The sequence below is a fragment of the Microtetraspora malaysiensis genome (assembly GCF_050947145.1).
Lineage (GTDB): Bacteria > Actinomycetota > Actinomycetes > Streptosporangiales > Streptosporangiaceae > Microtetraspora_A > Microtetraspora_A malaysiensis.
In genome coordinates, this window is the sequence record NZ_CP191998.1 from 5,392,592 (window position 1) to 5,405,341 (window position 12,750).

11 protein-coding genes and 1 pseudogene are annotated in these 12,750 nt (G+C 68.7%); 10 read left to right on the forward strand and 2 right to left on the reverse strand.

What is annotated here, in order from left to right:
• Positions 1-240: 240 nt before the first annotated feature.
• Positions 241-372, forward strand: a pseudogene (locus tag ACQP1V_RS25545) (Tn3 family transposase); the annotation flags it as partial.
• A complete protein-coding gene (locus tag ACQP1V_RS25550; RefSeq protein ID WP_433412419.1) occupies positions 335-529 on the forward strand; it encodes a hypothetical protein in 195 nt (64 codons plus the stop codon). The pseudogene ACQP1V_RS25545 and the gene ACQP1V_RS25550, both read left to right, overlap by 38 nt.
• 86 nt (positions 530-615) lie before the next feature.
• Here the strand turns inward: ACQP1V_RS25550 and ACQP1V_RS25555 are convergent, their stop codons facing one another.
• Together ACQP1V_RS25555 and ACQP1V_RS25560 are read right to left on the reverse strand one after the other, a co-directional pair.
• On the reverse strand, positions 616-1,155 hold the full coding sequence (locus tag ACQP1V_RS25555) for a DUF1062 domain-containing protein (protein ID WP_433412421.1): 540 nt from the start codon (positions 1,153-1,155) through the stop codon (positions 616-618).
• Between the two features lie 365 nt (positions 1,156-1,520).
• The gene (locus ACQP1V_RS25560) at positions 1,521-2,261 is read right to left on the reverse strand and encodes a VOC family protein (protein ID WP_433412423.1); all 741 of its coding nucleotides are present in this window, start codon (positions 2,259-2,261) and stop codon (positions 1,521-1,523) included.
• Positions 2,262-2,810: 549 nt separating this feature from the next.
• On the opposite strand from ACQP1V_RS25560, the gene ACQP1V_RS25565 reads away from it, so the two are divergent.
• The 8 genes from ACQP1V_RS25565 to ACQP1V_RS25600 all read left to right on the forward strand — a co-directional run bounded on the left by ACQP1V_RS25565 (position 2,811) and on the right by ACQP1V_RS25600 (position 12,742).
• Positions 2,811-3,467, forward strand: a complete 657-nt coding sequence (locus ACQP1V_RS25565; protein ID WP_433412425.1) for a hypothetical protein — start codon at positions 2,811-2,813, stop codon at positions 3,465-3,467.
• Positions 3,407-3,796 (forward strand): LuxR C-terminal-related transcriptional regulator, encoded by a 390-nt coding sequence (locus ACQP1V_RS25570; protein WP_433412427.1) that lies wholly within the window; start codon positions 3,407-3,409, stop codon positions 3,794-3,796. The genes ACQP1V_RS25565 and ACQP1V_RS25570 overlap by 61 nt, the downstream gene beginning before the upstream one ends.
• Positions 3,797-4,178: 382 nt before the next feature.
• Positions 4,179-4,880, forward strand: a complete 702-nt coding sequence (locus tag ACQP1V_RS25575; protein WP_387416632.1) for a hypothetical protein — start codon at positions 4,179-4,181, stop codon at positions 4,878-4,880.
• A gap of 421 nt (positions 4,881-5,301) precedes the next feature.
• Positions 5,302-5,502, forward strand: coding sequence for a hypothetical protein (locus tag ACQP1V_RS25580; protein WP_387416633.1), 201 nt, complete (start codon positions 5,302-5,304; stop codon positions 5,500-5,502).
• Between the two features lie 594 nt (positions 5,503-6,096).
• Entirely contained in the window at positions 6,097-6,297 is a 201-nt protein-coding gene (locus ACQP1V_RS25585) for an MbtH family protein (RefSeq protein WP_067134477.1), read from the forward strand.
• Between the two features lie 123 nt (positions 6,298-6,420).
• On the forward strand, positions 6,421-10,896 hold the full coding sequence (locus tag ACQP1V_RS25590; protein WP_433412430.1) for an amino acid adenylation domain-containing protein: 4,476 nt from the start codon (positions 6,421-6,423) through the stop codon (positions 10,894-10,896).
• A 110-nt stretch (positions 10,897-11,006) separates the two neighbouring features.
• The gene (locus tag ACQP1V_RS25595) at positions 11,007-11,870 is read left to right on the forward strand and encodes a transposase (RefSeq protein WP_433425937.1); all 864 of its coding nucleotides are present in this window, start codon (positions 11,007-11,009) and stop codon (positions 11,868-11,870) included.
• 14 nt (positions 11,871-11,884) lie between these two features.
• Positions 11,885-12,742: a transposase gene (locus ACQP1V_RS25600; protein WP_433412432.1), complete on the forward strand. Its 858-nt coding sequence runs from the start codon at positions 11,885-11,887 to the stop codon at positions 12,740-12,742.
• Positions 12,743-12,750: the final 8 nt, after the last annotated feature.

Genomic DNA, 12,750 nt, shown 5'->3' on the forward strand with positions numbered 1-12,750 from the left:
CGCGTCAGACGGTCGGGGCGGAGGAGCGTCCTCCGGTCGGCTCGACAGCAGCACGCCACCCGAAAGCATCATCTCTTCGCACCTCCCCTCCCGGTCTGACGGTCGACCTCTGCGAGAATATCGTTCACACGTTCGATATTCAACTCTAAGTAGTCGTACTTGCACTATTTGTGAGGACTGTTGATGACATTCCGATTAGGGGTGTACACCGGGGCGGTCCGTGCGCACGACGTGATCCGGATGCTGTCGCGCTACGGCCAGACCACCCAGCTCGGCGACGCGACCGCGCACTACGGCCGCGTCTCCAAGACCCTGCGCATCCTGCGGGTGGCCGTTGAACCCGACTACCGGCACCAGATCAAGGCCCAGGCCAACCTGCAGGAAGGACGTCACACCCTGGCCCGCAAGATCTTCCACGGCCGCAACGGGCAAGCCGTACCAGAACTACTCCGAAGGCATGGAGGACCAGATCGGCGCGCTCGGCCTGGTCCTCAACGCGATCGTGCTGTTCAACATTCACGTTCTGTGACGGGGTGTGGCTTGCACGTCCGGTATGGGCATGGTTTCGGGGGTGAAGCCGGGCGGGCCGGGTGGCCCGCCACGGCTACATCCCCGCTAGTCCCCGGCCATCACGGTAAAGGTGAATCCGGTGCTCGTCGGACGGTGCAGCGGAATGTCGCACTTGATCCGGCGCAGTACCTCGTTCCTGCTGAGACCGAGCCCTTGCGCGATGAGCCGTTCCGGGCGCAGCGGTACCGGATCCTCGAAGGCGACCTCCACCTGGACCGGCCACGCCTGGTCGAGCCATGCCGACGGGGTGTCCAGCCGCCAGGCCCCCGTCCAGTCCAGGGTGAAGCGGTTGCGCCGGGCGAGCAGCGGATCCAACAACCTGGATGCCACCAGTTCCGGATCGTTGACGCGGTAGCCGTGGAGTTCGGCCGGGTCGAAGGATCGGACCGGCGCTCGCTCGTGCACGGTGAGCTTGATCGTCCGATCGCAGGATACGCAGCGGACCAGCAGCCACACGTCCAGCAGCTTGCCGTTGGCGTTGACGCGGAACCTGCCCTCGCCGGTGGTGGCGGACTCCGACCGGCAGTCCACGCACCGCAACGACAGCAGAGGCAGCCTGGTCCGACGAACGACCCAGGGCAGCACGGTATGAGGTTGTGAAGACATGATCTCTCTAGACCTGACACGAGGCCGATTATGCGCGACCTCAAACGCTGTATGACCGGGCGCACAAGGGCAGCCCGGCAGAACCGACGGGAGCGTCGGCTACAGGTGAGCGGAAGAAGGTGTCAGGTCTGAAGAGCAGGCGGGGTCACGCGGTTTTGTCCTCTGTCCTCACTGCGACGGGCCGCAGGCAACCTACGGGAACGCGGAAGGAGGGCTCAAGCGGTTTTCCGACCGAAACTTCGCCAGTGCTACCGGGACCCCTCAGCGGCGAAGGCGATGGTGTCGTCGAAGCCCGGCCGGTAGCCGTCGCTGGTGCCCATGGTGAGGGTCGGCAAGGCTCCGCGTCAGCCCGGAGTGAGGACGCAGAACTCGTTGCCCTCCGGGTCGGCGAGGACGATCCACGGGACGTCACCCTGGCCGACGTCGGCGCCGGTGGCGCCGAGAGCCGCCAGCCGGGCCACCTCCGCCGCTTGATCGTCACCGCGGTACGGCATCAGGTCGAGATGGACGCGGTTCCACACGGTCTTCACGCCGGGCGTTGTGCGGAGGAACTCAAGATACGGCCCGACGCCCTTGGCCGAACGCAGCCGCGCATGATCGTCGGTCTCCTCGTGCAGGGTCCAGTCCATCGCCTCGCCCCAAAACCGGGCCATGGCCCGCGGGTCCGCGCAGTCGACCACCACCGCGGCGATCGGCCCGGTATCCCGGTAGATCTCCCGAGGCTCCAACACGCAGAACACGTTGCCCTCCGGGTCGGCCAGAACCGTCCACGGGACATCGCCCTGGCCCACATCCGCGGGCGTCGCACCGAGATCCTTCAGACGCGCGACCAACTCCGCCTGATGGGCCGCAGAGGTGGTGGCGAGATCGAGGTGCACGCGGTACTTCACCGTTTCGGGGTCCGGGACGGTGACGACATCGACGCAGACGGCGACGGGGTCCGGCCAGGCGAAGCCCACGGGTTCAACGTTGGTCACGCCGGGCCCTTCGCTGGAAACACCCCAGCCGAGCGCCTCCGCCCAAAACCGGCCGAGGGCTGAGTCGTCCCGAGCCTTGAAATTCACCTGAACAAGTCGCAGCGCCATGCCGCCCAACCCTATGCCCAGGTGGATGAGTGTCATGAGCCAGCCGGTGGGCCATACGCCGCTCCCGGCCAGCGGCGCCAACGCTCGGGAGAAATGAGATGCCTTGCGCTGGATGGGCCACCAGCGCGTGCCCTCGCTGCTCGCCGCAAGGAACCCGCGGCCCTCGCGAAGCCCGCTTCACCGGGCCACCGCCGCGGTCCTCGCACCCTTCCGCCCCGCTCCTTCGACCCCGATGAACGGTTACGGACAGTGCGCCGGCTGGGCTCCGACGGCGACCAAGGGCGCAGCCGAGCGGTCAGGGCAGGCCGCAGCGCGACTGCCGGCGCGGATAGCGGCGTACCTCGCGCCACGAAGGAGACTCGTACGGCTGCGCGCTCACACTCATCGGTTCCTCCGAAGGCAGGAGTGGAGAGCGCGATCGCTGGTCCCCCGGATGTCCGCCAAGAGGTGTCGGCCAAGAGCCACTTCAAAGCATGAGCGCCACACGGTATACAAGGATCTTGACAGTGCTTTGCGAGTTTCCGTAACCAATGAGGCCGTTGGAGTGGGATGAGCGATCATGCCGACACGACGCCCCTGCCGGTGCTGACCCGTCTGGGTCTTCCCGCAGATGCCGATCTGGTCTACCGCACACTGCTGATGTTCGGTCCCGCGACCGTCAGGGTGTTGTCCAGATGTCTCAGGGTGTCGCGTGATCGGATGGAAACAGCGCTCGCGATTCTCGATGACGCGGAGGTGGCCATGCCGGTCGCCGTTCCCGACGAGGCGACGCCCTGGTGGGCGGGCAGGCCGCCGGAACAGGCGGTCACCCGGTTGCGCGAGCGACGGACCAAGGGGCAGATGCCACCGCCGGTGGCGCTCGGCGGACGCGTCGCCCAGGCCGGCCTCACCCTGCACGGTGTGCGCCCGCTCCGGGGGCAGGCGCTGGTGGACCGGGTCAGATCATTGCATGACGCCGTTCGCGAGGAATTCCTGTACTGCTCCACGGAGATGTCCTTCTCCGAGGAAGAGGCCGCGTCGCTGCGCGAGTTCGTCCCCAGGGCGCGGCGTCAGCGTGCGCGTGGTGTGCGCCGTCGCTCGCTGAGCTTGTCAGAATCGCTCCCTCCCGCCCTGCCCGAGGATGAACTGCACTCTTTGACGGAGAAGTGCGCACCGCCGACATGCTTCCGGTCGAGATCGGCATCTACGACCGGCAGGTGGTGTTGATGGTCCCGGCAGACGATCCGCATTGCCGCCTCGAGGTAACCGAGCCCCTCTTGGTCGCAGGGATACACGCGTTGTTCGAGCAGCATTGGTCAAGTTCGGCGCAAGCGGTAACGCTCAGCCTGCGTCAGCAGGCCCTGGTGACACTCCTGGCTGCCGGCCACACCGATTCGGGGATGGCGGCCCGGCTGGGCATCAGCGCTCGCACTGTCGCCTACGAGGTACGCGCGCTGATGGACGCTCATGGTGTGTGCAGCCGCTTCCAGCTGGGCGTCATGTTGAGCAGGACTCTGGGCGACCTCAACGCCCTTGCGAGTTCCTCGGCCGGCTGAGCCGCCCAGGTTTCCTCATGCCCATCGCCCGCCCCGCGTGCCTGAGCCTTGGCGGTGTTTGGGCGGCGCCGGCGATGCCGCCGGAGATCGTCGGCGATCGTCGGCGATCGAGCGGACGCGGCTGCCATCCGACCCGATGACTCCATATCTGCGTTTCTGAAATCTAGCGAGATCCGGGGAGGATATCCGGGCATATCCATTCCTGCCGGGAAATATGCACACCGTCCATCAATGCAAGTACGCTTTTGGTCGGCAGCATTTTTAACGTTCGCGTGATAGCTCTTCGCCAAAGTGGCGACAATGGCGTGAATTCCGCCGTCCATGCTCGCGCTCAATGCCGCCGAGCGCCGCAGGGCACGCCTGATTCCCGGGAGCTTCGATCATGCGGATCCGTCCGACCTCCGCCCGCGGCGGTCTGCCTCCGGCCGCCGCCTCCGCAGAATCGCCCGCCGCTCTGTCCGGACCGGACGGACGCCGACTGCCCGCGTCACCCCGCCGGCGGCGCCCCGACCTGGCCGCACTGGCCGTGCTGCTCATCCTCGGAGGCACCGCGGCCACCATCACGCTCATGCTGAACGGCAGCGCGCGCGTCTCGGCGATCCGCATCACCCGGCAGGTCACCGCCGGCCAACCGCTCAGCCGCGCCGGCATGGAAGAAGTCCGGATAGCCGGCACCGGCATCGACTACCTGCCCTGGTCGCAGCACGCCTCGTACGCGCAGCGCCTGGCCCTCGTCACCCTGCTCCCAGGAACCCTGCTCACCACCCAGATGACCGCCACAGCAAGCGAAGGGATCACCCCGGGCAAGGCCCGCGTCGGCTTGGCCCTCAAACCCGGCCAATCCCCCGCCGAACTGAGAGCCGGCCAGCGAGTACAGATCATCTCCCTCCCCCGCCAGGACCCCGGCGACCGCACAACCACCGTGCTGGCCCAAAGCGCACTGGTCGATGCCGTCAGCGATCCGGGCACGCACGGCCCACCCCGCCTCGTGAACGTGATCGTGGACGCCGCCCTGTCCCCCAGAATCGCCGCCTACGCCTCCAACGGCCAGATCGTCCTCGCCTACCTGCCCGCAGCACACTGACCACCGGACACCGGCGAAAGCCACCTTCGGCCTGCCCTCCCCAGCACCGATGATCGTTTTTCGGCAGGTCGTTGCGGCAGTCAGGGCAAGCCCACCCCGGCCCCCGAGGCACAGTAGGCGGCGCCGCCCACGAGGGCCGGTGGGGGCTGGTTCAGTTCCGCAGCTGGGCGAAGGGCCCGCACGCTCGGCGCTCACCGAAATGGCGGGATGGATGGCGCACGACACCACCGTGGGCCCAGCACCACGGACGCGCAGACCACTCCGTACGGCCAGCGCGCAGGTGTTGGCGAAGTTCATGGGCTCCGGCCGCTTTCTCGCCATTCGCCTTTCGCGTCAAGAGGAGTGGGTGAGCTGTGGCCTATGGCGTGACCGGCAACGAGCGGGAGACGCTGGCACGGCTCGCGGGCGGGGTTGACAGATCATGCATCCGCGCAAGGTCGTCACGCTGGCACCGGTCAGGGCGTCGACAAGGCCGACCATCCAGGCCGCAGTCACATCGCGGGGGTCCTGGCAGCGTCAAGACGGCTACGAGCAGGAAACAGGGGTGGCGTACGCTTTCGGAGGCATGGCCGGGCGGGTGGGGCTGACCCGCTTGAAGCTCGACGCGACCTTGCCGGTCTGATTCCTCCTTACCGCCTCTCCCTGTCCTGAACGGCTTCCGAGCTCCGCACGTGCGGGCCGCGTCCCTCGCGAGTCGCGTTCACCGTCCGCCGTCCTTCCTCGCGATTGATCAGCCCCGGCATCCGCGTCCACGGTCCTGTGCGTCATGCCGCCGCGTCACGGAGCCGGAGGCGCCGTGAACCCGCTCCGCCTCGGACAGCGGCACGCCTGCCCGAGGTGACCGGCGGCTCAGCACATTCCCCAGTCGTTTACAAGCCAGATCAAAGCCGCACTCAACAGGATGACCTCCAGCGATCTGCGCGTATCGGGAAGGGGGGACCCGAACATGAGCGACAAGGCAGGACCTGGCCCAGGTGACATCGCCCCGGTTGAGCCGAGATCGCTTGACGGGTCCGGGCACAGGCCCTCTCGCGGATGACGCGCCACACAGGTCTCATCGGATCTCGGTGAGGTTTTCCCGGTAGGCGGAGCGGCTCACAGGTGAGCGGATCCGAGACGGAGACGGTGCGGCTGTCAGCCTTCCGACGGTGCGCGGCAAGCGTGCGTTCCGGTCGATGGAATCACACAAAAGACCACATCAAAGTGCGAGGTTTTCATGAGCAATCCATTTGAGGACGAAAACGGACGCTATCTCGTCCTGATCAACGCCGAGGGCCAACATTCCCTCTGGCCCCTGTTCTCCGAGGTCCCTCGCGGCTGGGATGTCGTGCACGGGGAGGACAGCCGGCCGGGCTGCCTGGAGTTCATCAACGCGAACTGGACCGATATGCGACCCCGCGGCCTCTCGATGCCGTGAACGGATCCTGAGCTCCCCATTTCAAGTCCGCGTTCACCGTGAGCCGCGTTTACGGCACGCCGTCCTTTCCCCGATTGATCGGACCTGTTCGCCGCGCCGCCACGCCATGAATCTGGAGATTTCATGAATCCAATTTCTTTTCGAGAAAACCTGGCCCGGTTGTTCGAGGCGCGGGTGGCGGCGGCGCCGGATGCCGAGGCGGTGGTCTGCGGTGAGGTCCGGCTGTCGGCGGCCGAGCTGAACGCGCGGGCCAACGCGCTGGCGCGGCGGCTGGTGGCCGCCGGGGTCGGGCCCGAGTCGCCGGTGGTGGTGTTGATGGAGCGGTCGGCGGACGTGGTGGTGACGCTGCTGGCGGTGGTCAAGGCCGGCGGGGTGTACGTGCCGTTGCATCCGGGTTATCCGGTGGAGCGGATGCGCTGGGTCGTGGAGGAGACCGGCGCGCGGGTCGTGGTGACCGACGAGGTCTTCGCGGGACACGAGCTGATGGGGCACGTGCAGGCCATGGTCGTGGGGGCGCAGGGCGACCGGGAGAACCTGGGGCTGGAGATCGACCCGCGCCGACTGGCGTATGTGATGTTCACCTCGGGGTCGACGGGGGTGCCCAAGGGCGTCGCGGTGACCCACCGCAATGTTGCCGCCTTCGCCGCCGACCGCCTCTGGCACGGCCCCGAGCATCGAAGGGTCCTGTTCCACACGGCGTCCTCCTTCGACGTCTCCATGTACGAGTTGTGGGTGCCGCTGCTCAACGGGGGGACCGTGGTCGTGGCCCCACCCGGCGTGGTGGACGCGTCGGTGGTGAAGTGGGCGCTGGAGGAGGAGCGGGTCACCGGGGTGTTTCTGACGACCGGCCTGTTCAACGTGCTGGCCGAGGAGTCGCCCGCCGTGCTGGCCGCCGTGCCGGAGCTGTGGATCGCGGGCGAGGCCGCGTCCCCGGTCACGGTGGAGCACGTCCTGAGGGCGGGCGGCAACGTCCACAACGGCTACGGCCCCACCGAGACCACGATCTACGCCACCGCCCACCACGTGACCGAGCCCGGCGACATCGTCCCGATCGGCCAGCCGCTCGACGGCACGCATGCCTACGTCCTGGACGACAGGCTCCGCCCGGCGCCTACCGGCGTGCCCGGCGAGCTCTACATCGCCGGAGAGCACCTGGCCCGCGGCTACCTCGGCCGCCCGGCCCTGACCGCCGAGCGCTTCGTCGCCTGCCCTTACGGCGAGCCCGGAACGCGCATGTACCGCACGGGCGACCTCGTCCGCCGGCTCCCCGACGGCCTCCTCGACTACGTCGGGCGGGCCGACCAGCAGGTCAAGATCCGCGGCATCCGCATCGAGCTCGGCGAGATCGAGACCACCCTCGCCCGGCACCCCGCCATAGCTCAGATCGTGGTCCTGGCCAGACACGACCACCTCGCAGACAAACGCTTGGTCGCCTACCTGGTCCCCGGCGACACCTCAGCACCGGAAACCGACCTCTCCGGCCAGGTGCGGCGCTTCGCCGAGGAGACCCTCCCCGCCTACATGGTCCCCTCCGCCTTCGTCGTCCTGGACACCCTCCCGCTCAACCACAACGGCAAGGTCGACCGGCACGCCCTGCCCGCGCCCGAGACGGTGGCCTCCGGCACGGCGCCGCGCACGCCGGTCGAGGAGATACTCTGCGGGCTGTTCGCGCAGGTGCTCGCCGTGCCGGGGATCGGGATCGACGACGACTTCTTCGCGATGGGCGGGCATTCGCTGCTGGCCATGCGGGTGGTGGCCGGGATCAGGTCGGCGCTCTCCATCGAGCTGCAGGTGGGGACGGTCTTCGAGGCGCCCACCATCGCCGGGCTCGCGGTCAGGATCGAGGAGGCGAGGAGCGAGGGCATCGGCAGGGCCAGGCCGCCGCTGATCCGCTCGGGGGATTCGGAACAGCCGTCGCTCTCCTTCGCCCAGCACCGGATCTGGATCATCGACCAGCTCGCGGAGTCGGCCGGGCTCTACACCATCCCGCTGGTCCTGCGGCTGTCCGGGCGGCTGGACAGGGCCGCGCTGAAAGCGGCTCTCGGGGACGTGGTGCGGCGGCATGAGACGCTGCGGACGGTCTTCCCCTCGCTGGACGGCCAGCCGCGGCAGCGCGTGCTGGACGCCGTGCCCGAGCTACCAACGGCGGAGATCGACGAGGCGGAGCTCGGTCCGGCGGTGGAGAAGGCGGCGATGTCCGCCTTCGACCTCTCAGCCGAGCTGCCGGTGCGGGCGTGCCTGTTCGCCCTGAGGCCCGACGGCCCCGGCGAGCACGACGAGCACGTGCTGGTGCTGCTGCTCCACCACATCGCCGCCGACGGGTGGTCGATGGCTCCGCTCAGGCGTGACCTGGCCGTGGCCTACGCGGCCCGCACGCGCGGTGAGGCTCCCGTGTGGGAGCCACTGCCCGTGCGCTACTCGGACTACACCCCGTGGCAGCGCGACCTGCTCGGGGACGCGGCGGATCCGGGCAGCCTCATGAGCACGCAGACCGGCTACTGGCGGGAGGCCCTTGCGGGATTGCCCGACGAGCTGGCGCTGCCCGCCGACAGACCCCGGCCACCGGTGGCGGGGCATCGGGGCGAGTCCGTGCCCCTGCGGTTCTCGCCCGAGCTGCACGGGCGGCTGCTCACCCTGGCCAGGGCCAACCAGGCCACACTGTTCATGGCCTTGCAGGCCGGGCTGGCCGCACTGCTGACCCGGCTGGGCGCGGGAACCGACGTGCCGATCGGCTCGCCCGTGGCCGGCCGTACCGACGAGGCGCTGGACGACCTGGTCGGTTTCTTCGTCAACACGCTGGTGCTGCGCACCGACACCTCGGGCGGCCCGAGCTTCCGCGAGCTGCTGGCCAGGGTCAGGGATGTGGGTCTGGCGGCGTACTCGCACCAGGACGTGCCGTTCGAGCACCTGGTGGAGGCGCTCAACCCGGTAAGGCTCCCCGGCCGTAACCCGCTCTTCCAGGTGATGCTCGCTCTGGAGAACACCCCGGATGACAAGACCGAGCTGCCCGGCCTGACGGTGACGCCCGATCCCGCCTACTCGCTGTACGGCTTGAGCGGCGCGAAGTGCGATCTGCTGTTCGGCCTCAGCGAGAGCTTCTCCACCGGTGCACCCACAGGGATCGACGGGGTGCTGCAGTACGCGACCGACCTGTTCGACCGCGACACGGCGGAGTCGATCGCCGCGCGGCTGGTGAGGCTGCTGGAGGCGGTGACGGCGGATCCGGACGTCCGGGTCGGGGAGGTGGAGCTGCTCGCTCCCGAGGAGCGGCAGACCTTGCTGGAGAAGTGGAACGCCACGTCGGCCCCGCTCCCGGGAGGCGACCTGGCCCGGTTGTTCGAGGCGCGGGTGGCGGCGGCGCCGGATGCCGAGGCGGTGGTCTGCGGTGAGGTCCGGCTGTCGGCGGCCGAGCTGAACGCGCGGGCCAACGCGCTGGCGCGGCGGCTGGTGGCCGCCGGGGTCGGGCCCGAGTCGCCGGTGGTGGTGTTGATGGAGCGGTCGGCGGACGTGGTGGTGACGCTGCTGGCGGTGGTCAAGGCCGGCGGGGTGTACGTGCCGTTGCATCCGGGTTATCCGGTGGAGCGGATGCGCTGGGTCGTGGAGGAGACCGGCGCGCGGGTCGTGGTGACCGACGAGGTCTTCGCGGGACACGAGCTGATGGGGCACGTGCAGGCCATGGTCGTGGGGGCGCAGGGCGACCGGGAGAACCTGGGGCTGGAGATCGACCCGCGCCGACTGGCGTATGTGATGTTCACCTCGGGGTCGACGGGGGTGCCCAAGGGCGTCGCGGTGACCCACCGCAATGTTGCCGCCTTCGCCGCCGACCGCCTCTGGTGGGGGCACGACCGGGTGCTGGCGCATTCCGCGTTCGCCTTCGACGCCTCCACCTACGAGCTGTGGGTGCCGCTGCTCAACGGCGGGACCGTGGTCGTGGCCCCGCCCGGCCCGCTCGACGCCCCCGCCCTGGAACGGGCGGTGCGCCAGGAGCGGGTGTCCGGGGTGTTTCTGACGACCGGCCTGTTCAACGCACTGGCCGAGGAGTCACCCGCCGTGCTGGCCGCCGTACCGGAACTGTGGCAGGGCGGTGAGGCGGCGTCTCCCGCTGCGGTGGAGCGGGTCGTCCTCGCCGGTGGCGTCGTCAACAACGGCTACGGTCCCACCGAGACGACGACGTTCGCGCTCTCCTACCGGGTGGCGGAACCGTCTTCGGGCGCCGTCCCCATCGGGAGTCCGCTCGACAACACACGTGCCTACGTCCTGGACGACAGGCTCCGCCCGGTGCCCACCGGCGTGCCCGGCGAGCTCTACATCGCCGGAGAGCACCTGGCCCGCGGCTACCTCGGCCGCCCGGACCTGACCGCCGAACGCTTCGTCGCCGCCCCCTACGGCGAGCCCGGAACGCGCATGTACCGCACGGGCGACCTGGTACGGCGTCGCGGCGACGGGAACATGGAGTTCGCCGGCCGGGCCGATCAGCAGGTCAAGATCCGCGGTTTCCGCATCGAGCTCGGCGAGATCGAGACCACCCTCGCCCGGCATCCCGCCATAGCCCAGATCGTGGTCCTGGCCAGACACGACCACCCCGACTCTGCTGGCTAACTCGCGACACGCGGGTGTCGGGTCCGTGACCTGAGCTGTTATAGCCCGAGATCATGCCGTGCGCGGCCGTTTCTCCCCTCATCCGGCCGCGGATGGAGTGGTCGGTGTCGATGCAGCCGAGGCCGTGGCCGGATCCCGACCCGCAGATCGCGGCAGCGATCCAGGCGATGCATCGCGGTAAACGCGAGAAGCCATTGCCGGTCCGAGTCCGTGATGAGCTGGGAGAACTGTTCGCCGACGCGGAGTTCGCGGTCGCGTTCGGGATCGAGGGCAAGCCAGGCTGGTCACCGGGACGGCTGGCGTTGATCACGGTGCTGCAGCGAGTGGACAACCTCACCGACCGCCAAGCCGCCGAGACCGTGAGGATGGACCTGAGCTGGAAATACGCTCTCGGATTAGCGCTGGATGATCCCGGGTTCGACGCGTCTGTGCTGAGTGAGTTCCGTACCCGGGTCCTCCAGCACGGCTTGGAGGAGAAGGCCCTGGACCTTCTCCTCGCCAAGCTGGGCGAGAAAGGCCTGGTGAGGGCGGGTGGTAAGCAGCGGACCGACTCCACCCACGTGATCAGCGCGGTTCGGGATCTGAACCGGCTGGAGTTGGCCGGTGAGTGTGTGCGCGCCGCGTTGGAGGCGATCTCGGCCGCTGATCCGGGCTGGACGAGCAGGGTCCTGGAGCTGCCCGGATGGGCGCAGCGTTACCGGGCCCGCGTCGATTCCTGGCGGCTGCCGACCTCGGAGTCGAAACGGGAGGAGTTGGCGGTCGCCTACGGCACCGACGGGTATGTGCTGCTGGAGGCGGTGTACGCGCCGTTCTCCCCGGTCTGGCTGCGGAACCTGCCCGCTGTCGACGCGCTGCGGGTCATGCTGGTTCAAAACTATGTGCGCATCACCGGTCGAGGCGGGCGGGAGGTGGTCAAGCGGCGGCGGCCCCTCGAAGACGGCGGAGAGGACTGCCGCCCGGCAGATGGCGGCTGACTTCCCCCTACGACATGGATGCCCGGTGGGCGGCCAAGGGCGAGGACCTGTTCTGGAACGGCTACAAGGTCCACATCAGCGAGACCTGCCATCCCACCCCCGGCGAGAACGGCGAGAACGGCGAGAACATCGTGCCGCCCAACCTGATCACGAACGTGGCCACCACGGACGCGACCGTCCCCGACAACCAGATGACCGAGAAGATCCACCAGATGCTCGCGGCACGTGGGCTGCTGCCGGCCGAGCACTACCTCGATTCCGGCTACCCGTCCGCGGAAATCCTCGTGAGTGCGCGCAAGAGGTTCGATATCGCGCTGGTCACCCCGGTTCTGCTTGATCACTCATCGCAAGCCCGTGCCGCCGCCGGCTACGACCGCTCGGCGTTCACCATCGACTGGGACGCTGAGCAGGTCATCTGCCCGCAAGGGCAGGCGAGTTCCTCGTGGAGTCCCTGCACTCAGCGCGAGACCGCGGCGATCGTGGTCAAGTTCGGCGGCGAGGTCTGCCGGCCGTGTCCGGTTCGCTCCTTGTGCACCTCGGCCAAGAAGGGTGGACGCCAGCTCACCATCCGCGCCCGCCCACTTCAACAAGCTCTTGACCAGGCCCGTGTCGATCAGACCAGCAAGGAGTGGCAGGACAAATACAAGCTCCGCGCCGGAGTCGAGGGCACCATGCGCCAGGCCGTCGCGGTCACCGGTGTTCGCCGGGCCCGCTATCGGGGCCTGGCGAAGGTCCACCTCGAACACGTCTTCTCCGCCGTGGCGCTCAACCTCATCCGCCTGGATGCCTGGTGGAACGGGCACCCACTCGATCGGACCCGCACCGGCCACCTTGCCCGCCTCGAACTGGCAGAACTCGCTCTCGCGGCCTGAGACAAGTT

What these genes read in the sequence shown, in the direction of transcription:
- ACQP1V_RS25595 (WP_433425937.1), top strand. Translation starts at nt 11,007, where the DNA reads ATGCAGCCGAGGCCGTGGCCGGATCCCGACCCGCAGATCGCGGCAGCG.
- ACQP1V_RS25600 (WP_433412432.1), top strand. Translation starts at nt 11,885, where the DNA reads ATGGATGCCCGGTGGGCGGCCAAGGGCGAGGACCTGTTCTGGAACGGC.
- ACQP1V_RS25580 (WP_387416633.1), top strand. Translation starts at nt 5,302, where the DNA reads ATGCATCCGCGCAAGGTCGTCACGCTGGCACCGGTCAGGGCGTCGACA.
- ACQP1V_RS25590 (WP_433412430.1), top strand. Translation starts at nt 6,421, where the DNA reads ATGAATCCAATTTCTTTTCGAGAAAACCTGGCCCGGTTGTTCGAGGCG.
- ACQP1V_RS25585 (WP_067134477.1), top strand. Translation starts at nt 6,097, where the DNA reads ATGAGCAATCCATTTGAGGACGAAAACGGACGCTATCTCGTCCTGATC.
- ACQP1V_RS25560 (WP_433412423.1), bottom strand. Translation starts at nt 2,261, where the DNA reads ATGGCGCTGCGACTTGTTCAGGTGAATTTCAAGGCTCGGGACGACTCA.
- ACQP1V_RS25565 (WP_433412425.1), top strand. Translation starts at nt 2,811, where the DNA reads ATGAGCGATCATGCCGACACGACGCCCCTGCCGGTGCTGACCCGTCTG.
- ACQP1V_RS25575 (WP_387416632.1), top strand. Translation starts at nt 4,179, where the DNA reads ATGCGGATCCGTCCGACCTCCGCCCGCGGCGGTCTGCCTCCGGCCGCC.